Here is a 22437-nt window from a genome sequence, read left to right as displayed (position 1 = left end):
GGCAGATTCAAAACACGTCTCTAGCGGATTTAAAATAAATCTTCGACGGATTTTGAAAAAATCTCTGGCTGATTTGGGATTACGAACGCTAAACTTAGCATGTAACACCATCAACCACCCACTGCCCACTGTTGTCGATACGATCTTTGGCTCAGTGCCGTATCAGAGATGAACGAATAGCAAACTACCCTTCCGTCCCCGACGCTCGCTTTGCTTCGGTCGGGGCCACCTTCCCTTAACAAAGGGAAGGAGCTGTTTGGAACCCCGAATGATGAATTTCGAATTATGAGTGCTGAACCTGGCAAGTATTTGTGCGCAACGCTATAACTCTTCACTTTTTAACCCGTCCCTCATAATTCATAACTGAACACTACCCACTGTTTCTGGTTTTTGGTATACGGTTGAGATTCTTCACTTCGCTAAGCTTAGCTCTGAATGACAATACACAATAATTTGTCATTCCGAGCCTGCGAGGAATCTCTATTTTCATTGAAAAACCAAAGCTTTGCTATTTTTTGGAACGCTTTTTGTAAAACGGATAGAGTAACCCTGAAAAAGGCCTTATAACCAAGGGGTGCATCAACAAACACAAATACAAGTTATTATGAAAAAAATCAGTTTTACCCTCGGTACTTTAATCGCCCTATTTTTTATTTCCTGTGAAGGCCCCGCCGGACCTCCCGGTTTTGACGGTCTGAACGGCCTGGATGGCCTGGATGGTGTAAATATTCTAGGGCAGGTCATTGAAATTGAAGGGGATTTTAGCCCTTCCAATGATTTTTCGATCTTTTTTGAGTTTCCACAAACCATAGAAGTCTTCGAGTCGGATGTTGTGCTGGTCTATATTCTCTTTGATCAAACGGAGGACAGTAACGGGGAGGCCGTAGATGTCTGGCGTTTGCTGCCCCAAACCCTTATCGTAGATCAAGGACTGCTGCAGTACAATTACGATCATACCTTTCTGGATGTGAATATTTTCTTGGAGGCCGATTTTGATCTGGCCAGTCTGCTTCCGGGGGATACGGACAATCAAATATTCCGCATCGCGGTGGTACCGGCAGATTTTGCCACCTCCAAACTGGACAAGTCCAACCTTAGTGCCGTGATGCAAAGCTTGAATGTTAGCGAAAGCGATATCAAGCGGGTACCTGTGAATTAATTTTTCCCCATATATATATAAAACGCCCTGTTTCTTTTTTTGAAATGGGGCGTTTGCTTTTTAGGGTACGTGACCGCAGTAAGCCGCTTCCCGACCGTAATTTCCTTGAATTTGCGCTTTTTGTAACCCCAGTATCAAAGATTGAAACATCCCTGCTAATCGGAACCTTATACGCTTGCTACTTTTATGTAAGCGCGAAGTACAACATATTTAAGACTTCCGTAGTAAAGAACAAATAACTTTTAAACCTAGTCCTATGAAAACGAAAACTAAAAAACCTCCAATTTTCTCCTTGTTGCTTTTTATATCCCTATTGTTCACTGCTGCCTGCAGTAGTGATGAGGAAGATTTTTCCTTGGAGGGGGACAATTTTTCAATTTCCGATATTGCTGGAAGTTGGATAGCCACAAGTGCCGTATTCGATATTGCCGGAACCGGACCATCGCAACGGATAGATGTTGTTGAAGAGGGTGGTACCGTAACATTGGTAATTCAGAATAATGGAAGATTTACACTTACCATTACCCAAGTTGGGCAAGCATCAGAGGTAACCACGGGAAGACTTGGGTTTGATGAAGATTTATTGGTAGTATCCTATGATGATGATCCAGACGAATTCGAGTTTTTTGGAAGTCAATTTTCTGGCAATAACCTCTCCATACAAGGGCCTGCCGAATTTGATTTTGATGGGGATGGGATAGATGATCCTGCCCGGGTCTCACTGGATTTGGTTCGAAATTGACCTAGTGAAACCCCATAAGATTGCTTGTCCGTGGTATTCCCCATGATACCGACTACATGCCGGTTTAGTTTTCATTAAGATCCTGATTCATCATAACCTCTGTTTCTCATTTGGGAACAGGGGTTTTTTATGTCCTTTTGCTACCTGATCCGATTATCTAGCCAATATTGACGTAAATTTGAAAGGACCGAAAGACAAGTGCGTCTAAAAAACAAAAACGATGATCAAAAAAGTAATTTTTGGCCTCTGTATTATCCTTGCGGGTTGCAAGGGTGTTTCCCAAGACAAGGAAGTGGCGGCTAAAACGGACGAACAACAGGAAGAGACCTATGCAGTGACCAAGACCGATGCGGAGTGGCGCAAAGAACTCACCGATATGCAATATTATATCCTGCGAAGGAAAGGAACGGAAAACGCCTTTACCAGTTCCTTGCTCAATAATAAGGAAAAGGGTACTTATGCTTGTGCAGGCTGTGGAACGGCCTTGTTCAAGAGCGATCATAAATTTGATTCGGGTACCGGTTGGCCCAGTTTTGACAGGGAAATAGAAGGTTCGGTTTCCTTTAGCACGGATTACAACATCGGTTATGCCCGTACGGAAGAACACTGTTCCACCTGCGGTGGTCACCTAGGGCACGTGTTCAATGACGGTCCGGCGGCCACTACCGGAAAAAGACATTGTATCAATGGGGCAGCCCTAAACTTTATACCTGAAAACGAATGAGCAAAACGTATCCCATAAATAAATCCGAGGACGACTGGAAAACGCAACTCTCCGAGGATGAGTATCGTGTGCTTCGCGAAAAAGGCACCGAATATCCCCACACAGGAAAATTCAACCTGCATTTTGAAAATGGGGATTACCACTGTAAGGCCTGCAATGCAAAGCTTTTTGAAAGCGAACATAAATTTGAGAGCGGTTGTGGTTGGCCCTCTTTTGATGAAGCCGTAGAGGGCGCCATAGAGTACATACGGGACACGTCGCACGGTATGATCCGTACAGAAACCGTGTGTGCCAATTGCGGGAGCCACCTAGGGCATGTCTTCAATGACGGACCCAGGGATACTACCGGACAGCGGTATTGTATCAATTCGGTCAGCATCGACTTTGACGCTTCGAAAGACTGATTCATTTATCTTTGAAGGTGCCAAACGGCATCGAAAACAAGGAAAATGGATTATACGACCAACTTTATCGAAAGTGCACTTTACGAGTTCCGGCGTTATAAAACGTTGGGCGACAAGACCTTTTTGCAACTGAGCGAAACGGATATCCATTGGACCTACAATGAGGCCGATAACAGCATTGCCCTGATCGTAAAGCACATGGTAGGGAACATGTTGAGCAGGTGGACCAACTTCAGGACCGAGGATGGTGAAAAATCCTGGCGAAACAGGGAAACGGAGTTCAAGGACCCCTACCCTACCAAGGCCAAGATGCAAAAGGCCTGGGAAGAGGGCTGGGCCTGCCTTTTCGCCGCACTCGAATCCATCAATGCCGATAACTTTGATACACCCATCCGAATTAGGGGCGAAGCGCATACCACCATGGAGGCCGTGAACCGGCAACTTGCGCACTACGCCAACCACGTGGGCCAAATTGTACTTATGGGCAAAATGATCAAGGGCAAGGATTGGATTTCCTTATCCATTCCCAAGGGCGGTTCGGAGGCCTTTAACCAACAAAAGTTTTCCCACTAGGGCAGCGCCCGATCTTCACATTTATTTTCATAAGCTCCCTATGGGCTTTCATTTTGGTTTCGTAACTTTGCCACTTCAATTTTGGATATAAAAAATTTAATATATGAGCAATTTCGATATTATTGTTTTAGGTAGTGGCCCAGGGGGATATGTAACCGCCATTAGGGCTTCGCAATTAGGATTTAAGACCGCAATTATAGAAAAGGAAAGTCTTGGCGGTGTTTGCTTAAATTGGGGGTGTATACCCACTAAAGCCTTATTGAAATCGGCTCAGGTGTTCGAGTATCTACAGCATGCGGGCGACTATGGATTGAAGGTAGAGGGTGCCGATAAGGATTTCGGTGCCGTGGTGCAACGAAGTCGCGGTGTGGCCGATGGCATGAGTAAGGGCGTTCAATTTCTGATGAAAAAGAACAAGATAGAGGTCCTGAACGGTTTTGGAAAACTGCGCCCTGGTAAAAAAGTAGCGGTAACCGATGCCGACGGCAAGGAAACCGAGTATTCCGCATCACATATCATCATTGCCACAGGAGCGCGAAGCAGGGAACTGCCCAGCCTACCTCAGGATGGAAAGAAGGTGATTGGATACCGCGAGGCGATGAGCCTTAAAGAACAGCCCAAGAAGATGATCGTAGTGGGGAGTGGTGCCATAGGTATTGAATTTGCCTATTTCTACAACGCCATGGGTACCGAGGTTACCGTGGTGGAGTTCTTGCCCAATATTGTGCCCGTGGAAGATGAGGAGGTATCCAAGCAATTGGCACGGAGCTTCAAGAAGGCCGGCGTCAAAATAAAAACCTCCGCCGAAGTTACCAAGGTAGACACCTCCGGAAATGGCGTAAAGGCCACCGTAAAGACCGAGAAGGGCGAGGAGGTCCTGGAGGCGGATATTGTACTATCTGCTGTGGGCATCAAGAGCAACATAGAGAACATAGGCCTGGAAGAGGTAGGGATTGCCGTGGACAGGGACAAGATTATTGTGAATGATTATTACCATACCAACATTCCAGGATATTATGCCATTGGTGATGTTACCCCTGGGCAAGCCCTGGCCCACGTGGCCTCGGCCGAAGGTATCCTTTGTGTGGAAAAAATTGCCGGGATGCATGTGGAACCCTTGGATTATGGCAATATTCCCGGATGTACCTATTGCATCCCCGAAGTGGCGTCCGTAGGGCTTACGGAAAAACAGGCGCGGGAAAAAGGATTCGATATTAAAGTGGGCAAGTTTCCCTTCTCCGCCAGCGGTAAAGCAAAAGCTTCCGGCAACTCGGATGGCTTTGTCAAGGTAATCTTTGATGCCAAGTACGGGGAATGGCTAGGGTGCCATATGATAGGTGTTGGGGTCACCGATATGATCGCCGAGGCGGTCGTAGCCAGAAAGTTGGAAACCACCGGACATGAAGTGCTCAAAGCGGTACATCCCCATCCTACGATGAGCGAAGCTGTTATGGAAGCTGTGGCGGATGCCTATGGCGAGGTTATACACCTGTAAACTCTACCTGAATCCTAGTGGGCAGTTGACGGTTGACAGTTGACAATAAGCAATTAACAATAAACAATGCCCAACTTTGAACCAGAAACAGTTGGCAGTTAGCAGTAAGCAGTGAACAATTAGCAATAAACAATGGGCAGTAATCAGTTGGCAGTGTTGGGTTTTATGTGTCGAGCGATGAATTATGAATGATGAATTGGCAATGTGCTCGGCCCTTGGCGTAAGGCGCGATGCACTTTATCCGGCAGTAGGCAGTGAACAATGAACAATAAACATTAAACAATGCCCAACCTTGAACCTTGAACCCTTAACAATGGTCAATTGCAGATACTGATGGGTGCTTTGAACCGAATTATGAATGATGAATTAGGTGAGATGAGTTCTCAATGGCAATTTTGAACTTGAGCTTGAACCTTGAACTTTAAACCTTGAACCTTGAACTTTAAACCTTGAACCTAAAAACATGTTGACCGTATTCCGTACCACCGCCATTCTTGAGGGCATTTCCTATCTGTTGCTTTTTGCCCTGGGCATGCCCTTAAAGTACTGGGGGGAAATTCCCGAACCCAATATCTATATCGGCTATGCGCATGGATTCCTTTTTATCGCCTTTGTGGCCCTGGCAGCAGTTTTTTGCTACGAACGCAAATGGGGTTTGAGACGTTTTACCATGCTGTTCATCGCCTCGCTTTTGCCCTTTGGTACTTTTTATGCGGACCAAAAATACTTGAGAAAACAGGGGTAATTGCCTTAGGGTAGCGTATACTCCCTAATTCTGTTCAAACTTGTAGATGGCTCCGTCAAAGCTACAGATATAAAGCTCATTAGCGGAATCGGTACCAAAGGAGGCAATACCCAAATTGGTGTCTTCCAGTAAGGTATTTGTAGGATTCGTATTTGTGGTAAGCGCCCATATCCGTCCAGAGGCAAAATCCCCATAGATATAGCGGCCCTGCAGTTCGGGTACCAGGCTTCCCCGGTAGACATATCCCCCAGTGACCGAAACATCGCCCTGATCCTGGTTGTATTCATGAACGGGAAGGGTAAGGCCATTGGTATCACATGAATTTGCAAGAAAACATTCAGTGCCCTCCATTGTATTCCATCCGTAATTATTGCCTTTTTCTATAATATTGATCTCTTCCAAGCGGTCCTGCCCTACATCACCGCTCCACAGGGAACCGGTCTGGGTGTCAAAACTCATTCTCCAAGGGTTGCGCAGGCCGTAGGCGAACAGTTCTCCCCTACTTCCACTATCGTTCACAAAAGGATTATCTGCCGGTATAGCGTAGTTGTTGCCATTTTCCGTCCGATCCACATCGATCCGTAGTATACCGCCCAGGAGATTGCCCCTGTTCTGCGCATTCCCTTGTGGATCGCCACCAGAACCTCCATCGCCCGAGGCAATATAGAGATAACCATCGGGACCAAAAGCCAGTTGTCCGCCATTGTGATTGGTAAAAGGCTGTGGGATTTCCAAAATAAGGGTCTCGCTGGACACATCGGCTTGGTCCGGGTCGGTATCCGATACCCGAAAACGGGAAATTACAGAGAGGCGTTCAGAAGGGTTATAGCACACAAAAAAGTATCCATTTGTAGCGTAATCGGGATGAAATGCCAGCCCCAGGAGGCCCTGTTCATCGGCCGTATCGGATACGGCATCCTCAATATCCAAAAAAACGGTGGAACTGGGCGTATTGGCTACATTGGGGAACACCTGGATGACCCCACGTTGTTCTACCACAAAAATACGGTCCGTACCATCTGCCGGACTCTGTAAATCCAAGGGTCTGCTAAAGCGCAGTTCCGGAAAGGCGTTCACCACGGAAAGACCACTGGGGTCAGGCGGATCAACCGGATCGGTGCGACCGGGATCGTCACTGGAATTGCAGGAAAAAATTAGGGCAAGGAAAAAAGGGTTAAGTTTCTTAACAAGCGTTTTCATCATCATAGCGGATTAATGGGTAATGTCTATGAACAAGAACGCGTATTTTGGGCTATAAAGTATGTGTAACCCCTTATTTTACAGATTATTCCAAAAAACTTTGAATCGCAAGATCGTAACTTTGCAGCCCAAAACCCAGCACTACGCCCTTGGCACCGGAAGAGATATGCGAGACGTGTCTAAAATCCTCGCGCTTAAAGGTGTTGGAAATATGGACCTCGATTACCGGCGTTTCAACAGCCTTTACGGCATCCCCTATACCTACGGAGGTATGTGTATAGGCAGCAGCATTCAATATGATGCCGTCAAAGGAAAACCCCACTTCCTGAATTTTGTCGATTAGCTCTCCTTCTATGTTGGATTGAAAGTAATGGAGCTCCACCGTATTGAATTTTTCCTGTAACTGCTTAAAATAGTTGTCAAAGGTGGTGTTTCCGTATACCTCAGGTTCCCTTTTCCCAAGCAGGTTAAGGTTGGGGCCGTTGATTATGATCAGCTTCATGCGCCAAAAATAGGAAATACTGCGGCATAAAAAAAGCGATGGAAAATCCATCGCCTTATATGCTGCAATATCTATTTTCTAATTAAAGGCGTATCGGAACCCAAGGCCAAACCTGGCCGCCTCAAAGGTATCCCCATTATCTCCTAAAAAGATCCAAGGCCTCCAGTCAAAGGAAAATGCCAAGGGCACATTGTTGATCTTAAAATCCAAGCCTACCACAGGTCGCAGAAAAACTTCGGTATCCCCATCAAAAAATGCGATGGAGGGTCCTGCACCTGCAAACCATGTTAGTCCGCCAGCATTGGGGAAGGAGCCATGATATTCGTACAAGAGTGTAAGAAAGGTGACGTTATCGCCAAAGGTTACTTCGCCCAAACCGGCATGCTCCTGAGCAAAAAAATGTTTTACGGAAGGTCCCACCAAGGTCTGACCATCGCCAAAATCAATGCCAAGGCCCAAGGCAGTGGTATAGTTGGACTGTGCGTTGGACTGAAATGTTGTAAATCCAATAAGAACGACTACTAACAATAAAAGCTTTTTCATTTGTGTAATTTTATGGTTATAGGTATTCGAGCAAGTTTATTTTGCCACTTGGGTATTTACGAAAAACTTGAAAAAAAAGTTGTTTTGGGCGCTTTGAAAAAGGGAATCGACCTAATAAAATACGTCAAAATTTAAAGCCCGAAGTTATGGTGAGCATACTATTGGGCCTGGGGGCCTTATCAAATTCGGTATTAAAACGCTTTACCTTGAAATCGCCTTGTGCCTGTATAAAAAAGTTTTTGTTTACATCATATCCTGCACCGGCAGCTGTACCAAAACCTGTGGGCCGCATCTCCCCAGTGCCTGCGGTACGGAAAAAATCCAGTGTAGGGCCACCCAGCACATATACTTTTTCAGAAAGATAATATTTGCCCATTAGCGGGAAATGATAGGTACCGCCTTCCAGTTCGCGAACGTAGATTCCCTGGAGCTGAACGCGAAATTTCTCGGATAGGCTATACTCCTGTAGCGCATCAAAAAGATATACTTTTTCAATGGCCTCCCCGAAAAAACCAAGATCGTCCGCAGTAGTGGTAAAGGGATTTGTTTCCCGTACCTGGGCATAACCGATAAGACTGTACAAACAAACTGACCAAAGGATAAAATGTCTTGCCATGCCGAGAGGAGTTAGTTAGTCATTCCTCCTTAAATTTAGTAGTATTTGGCGATATAGGACCGGCATTTGCTTCGCATTATGATAAATTTAACCCAAAACATTCTGCCCAAACCTTTCGCCTCCTTGGATATCTGACAATTTCAGTATTGAAAACTAATGAATACCTTTAGCCCATGAACTGGGAGCAAGCCGTAAGGGACTATCAACACTACTTGAAAATAGAACGTGGGTTATCGGACAATTCCATTAAGAACTACCTTTTTGACCTGTCCAAACTCACGGCTTTCCTAGAGGCGCAGGAACTATTAGAAAGCCCTATTTCTATCGGTAAGGAAACGGTGCAGCAGTTCATTTACCAGGTGGCAAAAACCGTTAATCCAAGGTCACAGGCCCGTATTATTTCTGGCCTCAAGAGTTTTTTTAACTATTTGGTCTTTGAGGATTACCGTACGGACAATCCCATGGACCTGGTAGAATCGCCCAAAATTGGCCGTAAGCTGCCGGACACCCTGTCCCAGAAAGAAATAGACCTTGTCATCGGGGCCATAGACCTGTCAAAACCCGAGGGCGAACGCAACAGGGCCATGTTGGAGACCCTTTATGGTTGCGGACTTCGGGTATCCGAATTGATCAATCTAAAAATCTCCGATCTCTTTTTTGAAGAGGATTTTATCAAGGTTACCGGCAAGGGCAACAAACAGCGCTTTGTTCCCATCAGCAAGGTAAATAAAAAGTACATCACTATTTATCGTACCCAAATTAGGGTGCACCAGACGGTGCAAAAGGGGTTTGAGGACATCCTGTTCCTGAACCGCAGGGGCAAGCAACTTACGCGCGCCATGGTCTTCACCATTATCAAGCAGTTGGCAGAAAAGGTGGGCCTGCAAAAGAACATAAGTCCGCACACCTTTAGGCATTCCTTTGCCACCCATTTGTTGGAAGGGGGCGCAGATCTGCGGGCCATTCAGCAAATGTTGGGCCATGAGAGCATTACTACCACCGAGGTCTATATGCACGTGGACCGAACACACCTGGCAGCCATCATGAATACTTACCACCCCCGAAGGGAGCATGGTGCCAGCAAGGCAGATTGACCCTTTTTTTCATCAAAACCTCTTCATTAAGCTAAAAGTGCATACAAATTTTATGCGTAGGCGAATTGTATACATTAGCGCAATCGATATAGTTGATTTTATTGGTCTTCGCGTACTTCTGGTGCTACAGAAAATAATATATTTATGACCTTAAAAAATTGACCAATGGAAAAAAACCTCGCAAGAAGCTGGTGGAAGGAAGGTATTGTTTACCAGATTTATCCTAGAAGTTTTCAGGACACTAATGGAGATGGAGTTGGTGATATCGGTGGTATTATTCAACGACTGGATTACATAAAGAGCCTGGGTGTGGATATCATTTGGCTGAACCCCATCTATAAGTCGCCCAATGATGACAACGGCTATGATATTAGCGATTATCGGAACATCATGGAGGAATTTGGCACCATGGAGGACTTTGACCTGCTGCTTTCGGAAATGAAGAATAGAGGGCTAAAAATGGTGATGGATCTTGTGGTGAACCACAGCAGTGACGAACACGAATGGTTCGAAGCTTCCAAAGCCTCGCGGGACAATCCCTATCGCGATTATTACCACTGGTGGCCAGCTGAGAAAGGAACACCGCCCAAACGTTGGAGCTTCTTTGATGTGGAGAGCAACGCCTGGAAGTATGATGAGACCACGGACGCCTACTATCTGCACTATTTCTCCGTAAAGCAACCCGATCTTAAATGGGAAAATCCCAAGGTGCGCCGGGAAATTTACGATATGATGGACTACTGGTTCCAGAAGGGTATAGATGGTTTCCGTATGGATGTTATTCCCTTTATTTCAAAGGACACCACCTTTCCTGAGCTTCCCGAGCAGTATAACGGAGAATTTATTCCCTACTACGCCAGCGGTCCCAAATTGCACGAATACCTTCGTGAAATGAACCAGGAAGTACTTAGCAAATACGATATTATGACCGTAGGGGAGGCCATTGGAGTTTCTACCGAGCAGGCGCTGGATTTTGTGGACGAAGAGCGAAAGGAACTGAACATGTTCTTTCATTTTGACCTGCTCTCGTTAGATCGCGCCTCGGGTGGAGGATTTTGGATGCGTGAAGATCAATGGAAACTTACGGAATTTAAGGAAATCCATTCTAGATGGGACGCGGCCTTTGCGGAAAAGGGATGGGGAAGTATGTTCCTGAACAATCATGATTTTCCAAGAAGCGTAAGCCGTTGGGGCAATGATTCCCAGGCCCATTGGTACAATTCCGCAACCATGTTACAGACTTTTTTGCTTACCATGCGGGGAACGCCCTATTTTTATTATGGCGAAGAAATTGGGATGACCAACATCCGCATGGATCGTATTGAGGACTACAGGGATATCAATACGCTCAACAGGTATGAGACCCTATCAAAAAATGGGGCCGACCTTGCGGTCTTTATGGAAAATGAAAAGGACGCCAGTCGGGATAATGCTAGAACACCCATGCAATGGGATACCACTGAAAATGCCGGATTTACCAGCGGGAAACCCTGGTTAAAGGTCAACGAGAACTATCAGGAAGGCATTAATGTAGAGGTACAACTAAGCGATAAAACTTCAGTGCTTAACTACTTTAGGAGCATGGTACAGCTCAGGAAAAATAAGCTGACCCTGGTCTACGGGGCCTATACACTCTTGCTGAAAGACAGTGAGGATATCTACGCCTATACCCGGACCCTTGGGGACGACCGCTGTTTGGTATTGCTGAGTTTTGCTACCCGTACGGTTTCGGTAAACCTGGAGGAGGTACATTTTGACAAGGCCAAATTATTGATTTCCAATGACGAGGACCATGCAGATCGCATCAAAAGCGACGCCCACTTTACGCTAAAGCCCTATCAGGCCATGGTTTATGAGCTTTTTTGACAAAGGATATCTTTAGTGGATAAAGCTAGTTCGGCGGGCAAAATCAAATAGATCCTCCCCTTTCTTTCCCCTCCTTAAACAAGGAGGGGAGCTTTGATACCGGCTCTTTTCCAAAATCAGTCAGGGATTTTTTCAAAATCCGCCAAAGATTTGCTTTAAATCTGCTAGAGATCTATTCTGAATCTGCCAGAGATGTATACACGATATGCCAAAGGTGAGGTCCGCATCTGCTAGAGATGTGCTCTGCATCTTTCAGTGATGTACTCTTCATCTGCTAGAGATGTGCTCTGCACCTGTCAAAGATGTGCTTTGCATCTGCTAGAGATTCTTCGCTTCCCGCCTGCCTGCCTCCGGCACGGCCAGGCCTCCGTACGAGACTTAGGAAGGCGGGCGCTCTGAATGACAATGTAGGTTGATTTGTCATTCCGAGCCTGCGAGGAATCTCAAACTTATCCCAAAGGACCTTAAACCATGAACTTGCTCTTGAACTTGAACTTTAAACCCCGAACCCTTACCTTTAACCGTCAACATACCCAAACAACAAGAGACAGATGAAAAAAGTTATTTTACACAGCATGGTTACCTTCCTGACGTTTGCCGGGGCATACGGGCAAAAAGGAGTTCAGGACGTCCTGAAAAACTTGGAGGCCAAGACAGAGGCCTACAGTGGCATTGCCCAGGATATCTGGGAACTTGCCGAGATGGGCTATTTGGAGGAAGAAAGCTCCAAATTGCTACAGCAAACCTTGGGCAGCGCAGGGTTTTCCATTAAAACAGGCGTTGCCGGTATCCCCACGGCCTTTGTGGCGGAATATGGCAGTGGTACACCTGTTATTGCGATCCTAGGGGAGTATGATGCACTTCCCGGTCTCTCACAACAGGCAGTGCCCGAAAAGAAAAGCGCGGACAAGGCGGCGGGGCACGCCTGCGGCCATCATTTGTTCGGCACGGCCTCTACGGCAGCGGCCATTGCCGTTAAGGATTGGCTGGTGGTCAACAAGGCCCAGGGAACGGTACGTTTTTATGGCTGTCCGGCCGAGGAGGGCGGTTCCGGTAAGGTGTATATGGTACGCGACGGACTTTTCAATGATGTTGATGTTGCCCTGCACTGGCATCCCGGCTCCCAAAATGCAGCCAGCGCAGGAGCGGCCCTAGCGAACAAGTCGGCCAAATTCCGCTTCCACGGCATTTCTGCCCATGCGGCCGGTGCGCCGGAAAAGGGACGTTCTGCCCTGGATGGCGTGGAGGCCATGAATGCCATGGTAAATCTAATGCGGGAACACATACCGGAAAGGGCCCGTATACATTACGTAATCACCAGCGGCGGCAAAGCGCCCAATGTGGTCCCGGATTTTGCGGAGGTGTACTACTATGCCCGGCATAACCGCAGGGACGTGGTCATCGATATTTTTGACCGTATGGTAAAGGCCGCCGAGGGTGCAGCCCTGGGAACCGGTACTACCATGGACTACGAAATGATCGGGGGTACGCATGAGCTGCTGCCCAACCTAACGCTCCAAAAATTGATGCACGACAACCTCAGCAAGGTGGGCGGGGTGGAATACAGTGCCGAAGAAAGGGAATTTGCCGATAAGATCGCGCGTAGCCTGGGCTACGAAAAGGCGGATGTAGATCGGGCAAGGACCGTACAACCGTACCGAACGGAGGCGAAGGCCTACGGCTCTACCGACGTGGGCGATGTGAGCTTCGCGGTACCTACCGTGGGCATGGGCACAGCGACCTGGGTACCTGGCACTCCGGCACACAGCTGGCAGGCCGTAGCGGCCGGTGGCACTACGATAGGAAAAAAAGGGATGATGGTAGCGGCCAAGGCACTAACGCTCACGGCTATTGACCTGTTTAAGGACAAGGATCTGGTAGCAAACGCCAAAGCCGAATTTTTAGAGCGAAGAGGGGAAGATTTTGTGTACATCCCCCTATTGGGAGACCGCTCCCCTGCCCTGGACTATCGCAAATAATTGACCTAATCAACATCGACCTAAAACGATATAAAAATTATTCTTTGCTTTCCACCCTTTCCTGCTGGGGCAGGGACTGGTAATCATGGGCAAGGGACCACATATCCTTATGGGGCCAATCAAAAAAATAGCAATTGCCTGTAACAAAAGTGAACACTGTCCTACTAATCGTATAGAAACTACTAACCGACCGTGAACAAAGAACTCGAACATCGTTTTGTAACCGAGCTGGAGAACAATCAAAATGTTGTTCACAAAGTTTGTAGCCTGTATACCAATGATAGGGATTCGCACAAAGACCTTTTTCAGGAAATTACCATACAACTCTGGAAAGCCTATCCCAAATTTAGGGGCGAGGCAAAATTTAGTACATGGATGTACCGGGTGGCCTTGAACACCGCGATTACCCTGTACCGGAAATCCAAGAAGAGAGTACCTACCCAAGATTATGACTCGGTAATCTATAAAATAAAATCCGATGAATACGACGAAACCCAGGAACAACAGCTTAGGCTCATCTACAAGGCGGTACGGCAGCTCGGAGATATTGACAAGGCCTTGGTCTTCCTGTATTTGGAAGATAAGGACTATAGCGAAATAGCGGATACCCTTGGTATTACCGAGGTGAATGCCAGGGTAAAAATGAATCGCGTAAAGAACAAATTAAGAACCATACTAAATCCTTAAGGATATGATGGACGAACTGGAATTACTCAAAAAAGACTGGCAAAAAAAGGACGACAAGCATCCTAAGTTGACCTTTGATGAGATCTATAAAATGATCTGGAAGAAATCTAGCTCCATTGTCAAATGGATTTTCTACATCAGTATCATAGAATTTGTCTTCTGGGCAGTGATCAATACGGTCTTCACTGACGCTGAATCCCTGAACACCATGAAGATGATGCATATTTATGAGATCAATATGGCCCTGACCATCATAAACTACGCCGTGCTGCTTTTCTTTATCTATAAGTTCTATAGCAACTACAAAAAAATATCGGTCACGGATTCCTCAAGAAAATTGATGAAGACCATCTTGGATGTCAAAAGAACGGTAACCCAGTATGTATGGTTTAATATTGGGATTTTTATCGTGTACCTGATCATTGGCCTGTACGGCAACCTAAAATATGGACCCAATAGTGAAAAAATCCTGGAAGCGGCATCCCAGGCCGGGAACGAGACAGTATTCTGGATATTGGTCTTCGGTGCCTTTCTGCTGGCGGCAACCTTGGTGTTGTTATTGATCTGGGGCTTCTATAAGCTGCTTTACGGACTTCTTCTCCGAAAACTTAGGGAAAACTATGGGGAGCTGAGGAAATTGGAGGTCTAGGTCCGCCATTTTCGCTGCTTGTTCTCTTCTTCATAGGCCAGTAGTTCTGCCTGTGGGATTACCTTCAAAAAGGAAGGATGCTGTTCAATGGCATATTCCAGTTTTTCCATAATGGACTCCACTGCTTCATTTTTATAATCGATATCCAGGGGCTCTTTGATGACCATAGACTGCAGAATGCCCTTTTTCTTGATCCGAAGTCCTTTTTTATCGAACGAGCGGCGGAAGCCGTCGATTACCACGGGCACTACTACCGGATTGTATTTCTTAATGATGTGCGCGGTTCCCTTGCGCAAAGGCTTCCAAGGTTTTGTGGTGCCTTGGGGAAAGGTAACCACCCATCCGTCCTTTAGGGCCGTTCCTATATTGGAGATATCGCTCATCTTTACCTGTCTGTTCACCTCCTTGCCATCGGCCCGCCAAGTACGTTCAATACTTATGGAACCGGCATAGGCCAATATCTTGGTCAACAAACTTTTCTTCATGGTCTCTGCCGCTGCCACATAGTACATATTCAATTTGGGGTTCCAGAGATAGCCCACATTTTTGATGCTGTCCTCCCTACCGCTAAGACTGGCATTGAACACATGGAACATGGCCACCACATCGGCAAAATAGGTCTGATGGTTGCTGACGAAAAGTACATTGGTATGGGGCAGACCGCGAATGACCTCGGAGCCCTCAATTTCCAGTTTGTTAAAACCCTTATAGCGCTGGTGGGTCATGAGGCCCATAATGCGGATCAACCATTTTTTGACAAAAAGGATATGTCCAAAAGGATTTCTTTTAAATAGCCCCATAGTGTTAGGTACGAACGTTAAAAATACAAAATATGAACTTATAGCACCCGTTTAAACAGTTCCTTGACCTCCATGAGCATCATAGCCGTGGCGCCCCACACGGTATAACCATTTAATTTAAAGGCAGGTACGGGAACTTTCCCTTGGCTATACGAAGTTGTTAATCTTTGGTTAATTAGGTTCCGATCGTCCATAAAATGGTCCAAAGACACCTCTACCAGTGCCTCTACCTCCGATTCTTGAAGGCGAAAGGGGCTCTCTTTTTGATACAATCCAAGATAAGGGTACACCTCAAAATTACTTGGCGGGATATAGATTTCGCTAAGGGGCCGTAACACTTGAACCTTCTTAAGATCCACGCCCACTTCCTCCTCCGTTTCCCGTAGGGCGGTCTCCAGAATATTGGCGTCCCCACGTTCTTCCTTTCCTCCCGGAAAACCGATCTGATTGGAATGTACGCCCGGGTATGTCTTTCTCAAGATCAACAACAAATGGGTATGGTAACGGTCATCGGGATAAAAAAGGGCCATGACCCCGGCTTTTTTTGGGGCTTGGCGTTCCACGTTCAGCGCCTTTAACTCTTTGATCCGGTCCAAGGGAGCCATTTTATGGTGGGAAGATTCTCCCGGTAGTGGTAGATTTTTTATTTTTGGAATCTGTTTGGAAAAATCTTGGAAGTCCATGAATCGGAAATGCATCGGTTTCTTTACCACAATACTACTAATTTTTTTAGCGGGATGTAATGACGCGCCCAAGAAAAAAGCCACATCCCCTTTACCGGAGGAAGTGGCCAAAAAAGACAGTGTTGTCATAGACAGTGTGGTTGAACCTGCACAATCCCCAGAGGATGAACCCTTTGTACTGACGGAGGACAATGCCATCGATTTCTTTTTTGAATACAACAAGACCCGCACAAAGAACAAGGTAAAGCTCACCACCAGTTTTGGAAGCTTCACGGTACAACTCTACGATAATGTACCCTACCATGCTTCCAATTTCGTCTACCTTGCGGATAAGGGGTATTTTGACAATACCTATTTCCATCGCGTGGTTAAAAATTTCATTATTCAGGGCGGAAATGCAGACAATAAGGAAACATCCAGAAAGCGAAAGGCCATAGGGCGGTACCTGCTCCCCCCCGATGGGAAAAAGGGCCATAGGCACCACCGTGGCACCATTTCCATGCCCAGCAGTGAAATAAACAATCCACATATGCTGGCCTCTCCCTATGAGTTTTTTATTGTGGTGACCAAACCGGGTTCTTACCATTTGGATGGGGAGTATACCCCTTTCGGAAGGGTCATAGCGGGAATGGACGTTGTGGACAAAATTAACGAGCAACCGGTAGATGACGGGGACTGGCCCTCACAGAACATTTATATTTTTAAGGCCGAGGCGTTGGATTAAAAGTTGGGCCGGTCGGTACCTGCAACTCATTTAGCGTTGCGATAGATATTGGGCAGGGCAATGCCAAACTTCACGGCCAACAACCGGATAACGATAACAATTAGGATACCGCTGATATCGGCATATGCGCTTATAAAGGGAATCTTTAGCAGTAAAAAATAACCAACGCCCCCCAAAATGCAGGCGGTTGCGTAGATCTCCCTTCGGAAAAGTACCGGAATCTCATTGCAGAGAATGTCACGGATGACCCCTCCAAAGCTGGCCGTCATGGTGCCCAGAGCTATGCACATAATAGGTTCCAATCCGGCATTGAGCCCCTTTTCTATCCCCACCAAGGTATAGAGTCCAATGCCAATGGTATCGAACAGGAAAAGCGAGGTGCGCAGGTATTTTAGTTTTCCCCTAAAGACAATGGCAAAAATTACTGTTCCGATGATGGTAAAGATATAGACCGACTCCCGCAACCAGACCACTGGGGTCTCCCCTATCAACAGATCCCTAAGGGTACCGCCACCTACCGCGGTCACGAAGGCCACGATAAGCACCCCAAAAACATCGAGCTTTTTGTCCATGGCCACCAGCACCCCGGAAATGGCAAAGGCAATGGTACCCAGAATATCAATGGTAAAGTAGAACATAGGCTATAGTTGTTGGGTGTAGAAGTTGTAGTCCTTTAAAATCGTATCCAAGTATTGCTTGTCGTAGAGTTCGGATTTGGTTTGTAATATATCCTCCACTTTGTTCCGAAGGGCCTTCATGGTCTTAAAATCGTTGCTCTTTTTGGCAATGTGATAGGTATCTTTGATTAAGCGCACGTCCTGATCGGTCAACAGGGTTACATTGGTAAACTGAGGTTCATAGCTATCCGTAACTTCTTCCAAAATGGTGTGCGACACCCTAACAGTATTTTTAGTGCTAATAACAACCGTTCCAGCGGCCGCATCGCCGAGTCGCTGCCTACGGTCAGAAAAAAGAATGGTCAAAAGACCTACAGCGCCCCAAAAGATCCATATATCCACTAATCGCAACATCCATCTTACCAAATAATTGGACCAATGCACAGGTGTTCCATCTACCCGGACTACCCTCATTTTCAGCAGCATTTTGCCTACCGTTCTACCGTTGAACAGGCTATGCATTAGAAGACTGTAGCCCATGGCCGGTAAAAAAATGAGGCCTACCAACCCCCTTTGGGTCCATCGATCTTCATAGACATATCCTATGGCATCACCGATAAGGCCCACCAAGATGGCATAGAGGTACAAAATAAAGGCGTCTATCAAAAAAGCGATAATCCTTTCACCAATACTCACAATTTTATAATTGAGGTTTACGTTTTGGGTTGTATTGATTTGAAGGTTGGACATATTAGTACTATTTTTATCTTTTAAGTAAACTACTCTATGCGCGAGGCGGCTTTTGTGAAGCAAAATAAGGAAAAATGGATTGCATTTGAAAAGGCAATCCACTTCAATTCCGACATAACGCCCGACGAACTTGCCAACGGCTACATACAACTCACCAATGATCTTGCCTATGCCCAGACGTACTACGCCGGAAGCAAAACATTGCTATACCTTAATTCACTGGCGTCACAGGCACATCAGAAGATTTACAGGAACAAGAGGGAAAGCCACAATAGGATTACGTCCTTTTGGATGTCCGAATTTCCCATTTTTTTTAAGCAGTATCACGGAACCCTTGGTATTGCATTTTTAATCTTTGCGGCAGCTTCGGCAATCGGAAGCCTTTCCGCTCTTAACGACGGTAGTTTTGTGAGGCTTATTCTAGGGGATGCCTATGTTAACGAGACGCTTAACAATATCGCGGAAGGAGACCCTACGGCCATTTACAAAGGTGGTAGTGAAATAGGATCCTTCCTTGGTATTACCATCAACAATATCAGGGTAGCTTTTTTAGCCTTTGCCTTTGGGGTCATGGCTAGTTTGGGTACAGCATATATTTTGTTCAGCAATGGGGTAATGTTGGGGGCCTTCATCACTTTTTTTTATACGAAGGGAGTATTTTTTGAGGCCAACAAGCAAATCTGGCTTCATGGTACTATAGAGATATCGGTCATTATCATAGCGGGCTGTGCCGGTCTCATCATGGGCAACAGTATTTTGTTTCCCAAAACGTATTCCCGAAGGGTTTCCTTCATGAGAGGTGCCAAGGACGGGCTAAAGGTCGTAGTGAGCACCATCCCCTTTTTTATTCTTGCGGGCTTTATAGAAGGCTTTATTACTCGTTACTCCAACATGCCCACCTGGCTGGCCTTTTCCATTATTGGCGCTTCTTTTTCACTTATTGTGTTTTATTACGTTATATATCCTATACAATTAAACCGAATCGATGCAAAACAACCTGACCAACAAATATATTGAACTAAAGATAGATAGGGATTTTGGAGATATCATCACTATCTATTTCGATTTCCTAAAACAAAACCTAAAAAAATTCACAAGTGTTTTTTTAAGCTACAACGGAATTTTTATAGCAGGCCTTCTTATCGTAAGTTATCTCCTAGTTTCCGGTTTTATCGGGATGATTACCTATGAGAACAATCGTGGACTCGTGGGAGAGGTCGCAGGCACCAGTGATTCCTATCTCATTTATCTCGGTGTTGGAGGTATCCTTTTTGCTGTAATTTTCATCCTTGTGGGGATATTGAACTTCAGCCTTGCAGGCTCTTATATGATCAAATATGAGGACACCAAGGGCAGCAGTTTTGATAGAAGGGAAGTCTGGGACCTTTTTAAACAACGATTGGGAAGCATTTTTGTATTTATTCTGTTGTTAATCTTTCTTTACCTCGCCTTTTTCGTCATAAGTTTGGTTTTGGCCTTTATCCCCATTCTTGGTATGATTGTGCAATACGTTGTGCAGTTCTTCATTACTGCATGGGTTGGCGTCTCTTTCTTTTCATTGCTTCAGGAAAACAAAGGGATAACCGATGCTTTTGGCGAAGGGTGGAACTTGGTTACCAATAACTTTTGGAAATCGGTAGGGGTCAATTTTATTTTGGGCCTTTTGAACGGTATTTTGCTTCTGGTGGTCCTGGTTATCCCAGGTATCCTTATTGGGTTTTATACCTTTCATGTGGTAGAAAGTGATGTGGACGTTGGTGCGTCCATTGTCCCGACCATAGTTTTTACATTGGGAACAAGCATATTTCTGATTATAATGGTCTATGCCCAGTGTCTTTCGCAATTTGTAAACGGCATCCTGTATTACGCCCTTCATGAAAAAACATATAATACAAATACCCGGACCAAAATAGAACAAATCGGAAACCAGCGCCAGTGACAAAGTTTTATCTCATATGTTTGAGTTTCCTGTGTGCTACCGCAGGCTTTCCCCAAACGGAAAAGGACTCGGTTAAATTGGCCAGGGACACCTCTTCCGTGCTGGAGATGCGTTCCATCAAGGAGGACCTCGGTCAGAAATACTCCGGGCCGGAGTTCAACTATGACGTAAAGGATGGGGAAGCACAGAACCTTCTGGAGCGTTTCCTCAAGTGGTTCTTTGATTTGTTGGCCGATACATTTGGCTTCAATGTAAATCCCGGGGTATTAAAAATTTTAGAATATATTATTTATGTACTCATGGGGGCCTTGGCCATTTATTTTTTGGTAAAGTTTCTTATTCGGGAAAATATGTCCTCGATCTTCACCAAAAAGTCGACCGCTATTATCGATATTGACCTTTCCTCGGAACATATAGAAAAAGTGGATCTGGACGCCATGATACGCGCCGCATTGGACCAAAGGGATTATCGACTGGCCGTTCGTTATCAATACCTCCGAGTACTAAAGGTGCTTTCCCAAAAAAGCCTCATCGATTGGCATTATGAAAAGACCAATTCGGACTATAAACGGGAAATTGAAGCACCTAGGATAAGATCTTTGTTTGAAGAAGTGTCCTATCTGTACGATTATATCTGGTACGGCGAGCAAAGCATAGATGAGGCCAAATACAAAAAGGCACAAACGCGGTTCGTAGCTTTAAGAAACCTTTTACCGGAATAAAATTGGATAGAAAAACCAAAATTGTAGTAGTGGTGCTGGCGCTAGTGTTGGTCGGAATCGTCGTCACTGAAATCGTGCGTCCCAAACCCTTGGATTGGAGGCCCTCCTATACGGCTACTGCTACAACCCCTTTTGGCTGTTATGTCCTTTTTAATGAACTTGGCCAGCTATTTCCTCAGGAACACATAGTTTCGGTCAACAATAGCGTCTACGAAACCTTAGCATATAGAGATTCCCAAAAACATTCCAGTTATATTTTCATCAACAACACTGTAGGCTTTGATCCAGAGGAAACCAGGGAACTTCTCGATTATGTCAGTGACGGAAACGAAATCTTTATTGCGGCTACTTCATTTGGCGCTGTCTTATCGGACACGCTTAAAATTGAAATGAAGTCATTCTATACGGTAAAGGAGGATACCGTTACCCTTGGACTCACCAATAAGGCCTTCTCCAAAGACCGGTTTTATTACACGCGCGGACTTTACAAAACACATTTTAGGAACGTGGATACCCTAAACACTATAATTTTGGGGCATCTTAGCTATAGCGAGGAGGGTAATTTCCTGGAGCAAGAATCCAATACCGTTGAAAAAAAGACCGAGGCTAATTTCATCAAGGTACGTTTTGGGAAAGGGTATTTTTATTTGAACGCTACACCCCAGGCCTACACCAATTACTACATGCTAGGTGCAAATAAAGATTATGTAGGACACACACTTTCTTATTTGGGCGATAAACCGGTCTATTGGGATAACTACGAGAAGTCTGGACGAATTGTTATCAATTCGCCCTTGCGCTTTGTACTGAATCAGGTTTCTCTAAAATGGGCCTATTACCTTTGCATAATGGGTGTCCTACTGTTCCTCATCTTCAAGGCCAAACGCCAACAGCGTATTATCCCTGTAATCACCCCCTTGCAAAACGCCTCGGTGGCTTTCGCCCGCACCGTAGGCAGTCTTTACTATCAACATAAGGACTACACGGATCTCATTGGCAAAAAAATAAACTTTTTTCTTGAATTTGTGCGCAGTCATTATTTTTTGGACAGCAATTCCTTAAACGAGCAAAACGCAAGGCAGTTGGCCGCAAAATCTGGAAAACCGCTGGCACAGACCAAGGCCTTGATAGAACTCATAGGCCATCTTAAAAACAAACGAAACCATTCCGAACAGGACCTCTTAGAACTCACAAAGCAAATAACCTTATTTAAGAAACAGTAGC

General features: G+C 45.6%; 25 protein-coding genes. 17 read left to right on the top strand and 8 right to left on the bottom strand.

All coding sequences use genetic code 11. The annotated features are described in order from the left end of the window. The first annotated feature begins 604 nt into the window (after positions 1–604). From ACRD67_RS19550 to ACRD67_RS19520, 7 genes are all read left to right on the top strand, one after another. Complete coding sequence (locus ACRD67_RS19550) at positions 605–1159, top strand: collagen-like protein (RefSeq protein WP_430968979.1); 555 nt, start codon at positions 605–607, stop codon at positions 1157–1159. A 256-nt stretch (positions 1160–1415) separates the two neighbouring features. After that, positions 1416–1901: a hypothetical protein gene (locus ACRD67_RS19545; RefSeq protein ID WP_430968978.1), complete on the top strand. Its 486-nt coding sequence runs from the start codon at positions 1416–1418 to the stop codon at positions 1899–1901. A gap of 220 nt (positions 1902–2121) precedes the next feature. Then, positions 2122–2625 (top strand): peptide-methionine (R)-S-oxide reductase MsrB, encoded by a 504-nt coding sequence (gene msrB, locus ACRD67_RS19540; RefSeq protein WP_430968977.1) that lies wholly within the window; start codon positions 2122–2124, stop codon positions 2623–2625. Further along, complete coding sequence (gene msrB, locus ACRD67_RS19535) at positions 2622–3029, top strand: peptide-methionine (R)-S-oxide reductase MsrB (protein WP_430968976.1); 408 nt, start codon at positions 2622–2624, stop codon at positions 3027–3029. Before msrB (ACRD67_RS19540) ends, msrB (ACRD67_RS19535) begins: the two co-directional genes overlap by 4 nt. Positions 3030–3074: 45 nt before the next feature. Beyond that, positions 3075–3602 (top strand): DUF1572 family protein, encoded by a 528-nt coding sequence (locus ACRD67_RS19530; protein ID WP_430968975.1) that lies wholly within the window; start codon positions 3075–3077, stop codon positions 3600–3602. A gap of 103 nt (positions 3603–3705) precedes the next feature. After that, on the top strand, positions 3706–5097 hold the full coding sequence (gene lpdA, locus ACRD67_RS19525; RefSeq protein ID WP_430968974.1) for a dihydrolipoyl dehydrogenase: 1392 nt from the start codon (positions 3706–3708) through the stop codon (positions 5095–5097). 463 nt (positions 5098–5560) lie between these two features. Beyond that, positions 5561–5842, top strand: a complete 282-nt coding sequence (locus ACRD67_RS19520; protein ID WP_430968973.1) for a DUF3817 domain-containing protein — start codon at positions 5561–5563, stop codon at positions 5840–5842. Positions 5843–5866: 24 nt separating this feature from the next. On the opposite strand, the gene ACRD67_RS19515 is transcribed toward ACRD67_RS19520, so the two are convergent. From ACRD67_RS19515 to ACRD67_RS19500, 4 genes are all read right to left on the bottom strand, one after another. Beyond that, the gene (locus ACRD67_RS19515; RefSeq protein WP_430968972.1) at positions 5867–7045 is read right to left on the bottom strand and encodes a PQQ-dependent sugar dehydrogenase; all 1179 of its coding nucleotides are present in this window, start codon (positions 7043–7045) and stop codon (positions 5867–5869) included. A gap of 82 nt (positions 7046–7127) precedes the next feature. After that, positions 7128–7544 carry a type II 3-dehydroquinate dehydratase gene (gene aroQ, locus ACRD67_RS19510; RefSeq protein ID WP_430968971.1) on the bottom strand — a complete coding sequence of 139 codons (417 nt, stop codon included), beginning with the start codon at positions 7542–7544 and terminating at the stop codon, positions 7128–7130. Between the two features lie 78 nt (positions 7545–7622). Then, positions 7623–8087 (bottom strand): hypothetical protein, encoded by a 465-nt coding sequence (locus ACRD67_RS19505; protein WP_430968970.1) that lies wholly within the window; start codon positions 8085–8087, stop codon positions 7623–7625. Between the two features lie 124 nt (positions 8088–8211). After that, positions 8212–8703, bottom strand: a complete 492-nt coding sequence (locus ACRD67_RS19500) for a hypothetical protein (protein ID WP_430968969.1) — start codon at positions 8701–8703, stop codon at positions 8212–8214. A gap of 173 nt (positions 8704–8876) precedes the next feature. Here ACRD67_RS19500 and xerD point away from each other — a divergent pair, with 173 nt between their 5' ends. The 5 genes from xerD to ACRD67_RS19475 all read left to right on the top strand — a co-directional run bounded on the left by xerD (position 8877) and on the right by ACRD67_RS19475 (position 14978). Continuing rightward, complete coding sequence (gene xerD / locus ACRD67_RS19495; RefSeq protein WP_430968968.1) at positions 8877–9797, top strand: site-specific tyrosine recombinase XerD; 921 nt, start codon at positions 8877–8879, stop codon at positions 9795–9797. Positions 9798–9962: 165 nt separating this feature from the next. Further along, positions 9963–11663 (top strand): glycoside hydrolase family 13 protein, encoded by a 1701-nt coding sequence (locus ACRD67_RS19490; RefSeq protein ID WP_430968967.1) that lies wholly within the window; start codon positions 9963–9965, stop codon positions 11661–11663. A gap of 551 nt (positions 11664–12214) precedes the next feature. Then, a complete protein-coding gene (locus ACRD67_RS19485) occupies positions 12215–13642 on the top strand; it encodes an amidohydrolase (protein WP_430968966.1) in 1428 nt (475 codons plus the stop codon). Positions 13643–13834: 192 nt separating this feature from the next. Further along, positions 13835–14329, top strand: coding sequence for an RNA polymerase sigma factor (locus ACRD67_RS19480; protein ID WP_430968965.1), 495 nt, complete (start codon positions 13835–13837; stop codon positions 14327–14329). Positions 14330–14333: 4 nt separating this feature from the next. Continuing rightward, positions 14334–14978 (top strand): DUF8845 family protein, encoded by a 645-nt coding sequence (locus tag ACRD67_RS19475; RefSeq protein ID WP_430968964.1) that lies wholly within the window; start codon positions 14334–14336, stop codon positions 14976–14978. On the opposite strand, the gene ACRD67_RS19470 is transcribed toward ACRD67_RS19475, so the two are convergent. After that, entirely contained in the window at positions 14975–15778 is an 804-nt protein-coding gene (locus ACRD67_RS19470; protein WP_430968963.1) for a lysophospholipid acyltransferase family protein, read from the bottom strand. The genes ACRD67_RS19475 and ACRD67_RS19470 overlap by 4 nt on opposite strands. 38 nt (positions 15779–15816) lie before the next feature. Next, a complete protein-coding gene (locus tag ACRD67_RS19465; protein ID WP_430968962.1) occupies positions 15817–16461 on the bottom strand; it encodes an NUDIX hydrolase in 645 nt (214 codons plus the stop codon). Between ACRD67_RS19465 and ACRD67_RS19460 the strand changes: the two genes are divergently transcribed. Continuing rightward, positions 16460–17185 carry a peptidylprolyl isomerase gene (locus ACRD67_RS19460; RefSeq protein ID WP_430968961.1) on the top strand — a complete coding sequence of 242 codons (726 nt, stop codon included), beginning with the start codon at positions 16460–16462 and terminating at the stop codon, positions 17183–17185. The genes ACRD67_RS19465 and ACRD67_RS19460 overlap by 2 nt on opposite strands. A 26-nt stretch (positions 17186–17211) precedes the next feature. On the opposite strand, the gene ACRD67_RS19455 is transcribed toward ACRD67_RS19460, so the two are convergent. Continuing rightward, positions 17212–17823: a trimeric intracellular cation channel family protein gene (locus ACRD67_RS19455; RefSeq protein ID WP_430968960.1), complete on the bottom strand. Its 612-nt coding sequence runs from the start codon at positions 17821–17823 to the stop codon at positions 17212–17214. Positions 17824–17826: 3 nt separating this feature from the next. Beyond that, complete coding sequence (locus tag ACRD67_RS19450) at positions 17827–18552, bottom strand: RDD family protein (protein WP_430968959.1); 726 nt, start codon at positions 18550–18552, stop codon at positions 17827–17829. A 36-nt stretch (positions 18553–18588) separates the two neighbouring features. Here ACRD67_RS19450 and ACRD67_RS19445 point away from each other — a divergent pair, with 36 nt between their 5' ends. From ACRD67_RS19445 to ACRD67_RS19430, 4 genes are read left to right on the top strand one after another with little or no spacing between them, the layout of a single operon-like run. Next, a complete protein-coding gene (locus ACRD67_RS19445) occupies positions 18589–19569 on the top strand; it encodes a stage II sporulation protein M (RefSeq protein WP_430968958.1) in 981 nt (326 codons plus the stop codon). Beyond that, the gene (locus ACRD67_RS19440; RefSeq protein WP_430968957.1) at positions 19538–20491 is read left to right on the top strand and encodes a hypothetical protein; all 954 of its coding nucleotides are present in this window, start codon (positions 19538–19540) and stop codon (positions 20489–20491) included. Before ACRD67_RS19445 ends, ACRD67_RS19440 begins: the two co-directional genes overlap by 32 nt. A gap of 20 nt (positions 20492–20511) precedes the next feature. Further along, positions 20512–21213 (top strand): DUF4129 domain-containing protein, encoded by a 702-nt coding sequence (locus tag ACRD67_RS19435; RefSeq protein WP_430968956.1) that lies wholly within the window; start codon positions 20512–20514, stop codon positions 21211–21213. A 2-nt stretch (positions 21214–21215) separates the two neighbouring features. Then, the gene (locus ACRD67_RS19430) at positions 21216–22436 is read left to right on the top strand and encodes a DUF4350 domain-containing protein (protein ID WP_430968955.1); all 1221 of its coding nucleotides are present in this window, start codon (positions 21216–21218) and stop codon (positions 22434–22436) included. The last annotated feature ends 1 nt before the right edge of the window (position 22437 follow it).

The organism is Eudoraea algarum, assembly GCF_050589645.1.
Taxonomy (GTDB): Bacteria; Bacteroidota; Bacteroidia; order Flavobacteriales; family Flavobacteriaceae; genus JBNGOQ01.
Note: the sequence above shows the minus strand (reverse complement) of the source record. Positions and strands in the feature narration are given on the sequence as shown.

Bases quoted from the DNA above. Each gene is read 5' to 3' on its own strand.
- xerD (WP_430968968.1), top strand. From the start codon at position 8,877: ATGAACTGGGAGCAAGCCGTAAGGGACTATCAACACTACTTGAAAATA.
- ACRD67_RS19470 (WP_430968963.1), bottom strand. From the start codon at position 15,778: ATGGGGCTATTTAAAAGAAATCCTTTTGGACATATCCTTTTTGTCAAA.
- ACRD67_RS19520 (WP_430968973.1), top strand. From the start codon at position 5,561: ATGTTGACCGTATTCCGTACCACCGCCATTCTTGAGGGCATTTCCTAT.
- ACRD67_RS19500 (WP_430968969.1), bottom strand. From the start codon at position 8,703: ATGGCAAGACATTTTATCCTTTGGTCAGTTTGTTTGTACAGTCTTATC.
- ACRD67_RS19550 (WP_430968979.1), top strand. From the start codon at position 605: ATGAAAAAAATCAGTTTTACCCTCGGTACTTTAATCGCCCTATTTTTT.
- ACRD67_RS19440 (WP_430968957.1), top strand. From the start codon at position 19,538: ATGCAAAACAACCTGACCAACAAATATATTGAACTAAAGATAGATAGG.
- ACRD67_RS19465 (WP_430968962.1), bottom strand. From the start codon at position 16,461: ATGGACTTCCAAGATTTTTCCAAACAGATTCCAAAAATAAAAAATCTA.
- ACRD67_RS19530 (WP_430968975.1), top strand. From the start codon at position 3,075: ATGGATTATACGACCAACTTTATCGAAAGTGCACTTTACGAGTTCCGG.
- ACRD67_RS19455 (WP_430968960.1), bottom strand. From the start codon at position 17,823: ATGTTCTACTTTACCATTGATATTCTGGGTACCATTGCCTTTGCCATT.
- ACRD67_RS19450 (WP_430968959.1), bottom strand. From the start codon at position 18,552: ATGTCCAACCTTCAAATCAATACAACCCAAAACGTAAACCTCAATTAT.
- ACRD67_RS19490 (WP_430968967.1), top strand. From the start codon at position 9,963: ATGGAAAAAAACCTCGCAAGAAGCTGGTGGAAGGAAGGTATTGTTTAC.
- ACRD67_RS19515 (WP_430968972.1), bottom strand. From the start codon at position 7,045: ATGATGAAAACGCTTGTTAAGAAACTTAACCCTTTTTTCCTTGCCCTA.
- ACRD67_RS19485 (WP_430968966.1), top strand. From the start codon at position 12,215: ATGAAAAAAGTTATTTTACACAGCATGGTTACCTTCCTGACGTTTGCC.
- msrB (WP_430968976.1), top strand. From the start codon at position 2,622: ATGAGCAAAACGTATCCCATAAATAAATCCGAGGACGACTGGAAAACG.
- ACRD67_RS19475 (WP_430968964.1), top strand. From the start codon at position 14,334: ATGATGGACGAACTGGAATTACTCAAAAAAGACTGGCAAAAAAAGGAC.
- ACRD67_RS19545 (WP_430968978.1), top strand. From the start codon at position 1,416: ATGAAAACGAAAACTAAAAAACCTCCAATTTTCTCCTTGTTGCTTTTT.
- ACRD67_RS19505 (WP_430968970.1), bottom strand. From the start codon at position 8,087: ATGAAAAAGCTTTTATTGTTAGTAGTCGTTCTTATTGGATTTACAACA.
- aroQ (WP_430968971.1), bottom strand. From the start codon at position 7,544: ATGAAGCTGATCATAATCAACGGCCCCAACCTTAACCTGCTTGGGAAA.
- msrB (WP_430968977.1), top strand. From the start codon at position 2,122: ATGATCAAAAAAGTAATTTTTGGCCTCTGTATTATCCTTGCGGGTTGC.
- ACRD67_RS19460 (WP_430968961.1), top strand. From the start codon at position 16,460: ATGAATCGGAAATGCATCGGTTTCTTTACCACAATACTACTAATTTTT.
- ACRD67_RS19445 (WP_430968958.1), top strand. From the start codon at position 18,589: ATGCGCGAGGCGGCTTTTGTGAAGCAAAATAAGGAAAAATGGATTGCA.
- lpdA (WP_430968974.1), top strand. From the start codon at position 3,706: ATGAGCAATTTCGATATTATTGTTTTAGGTAGTGGCCCAGGGGGATAT.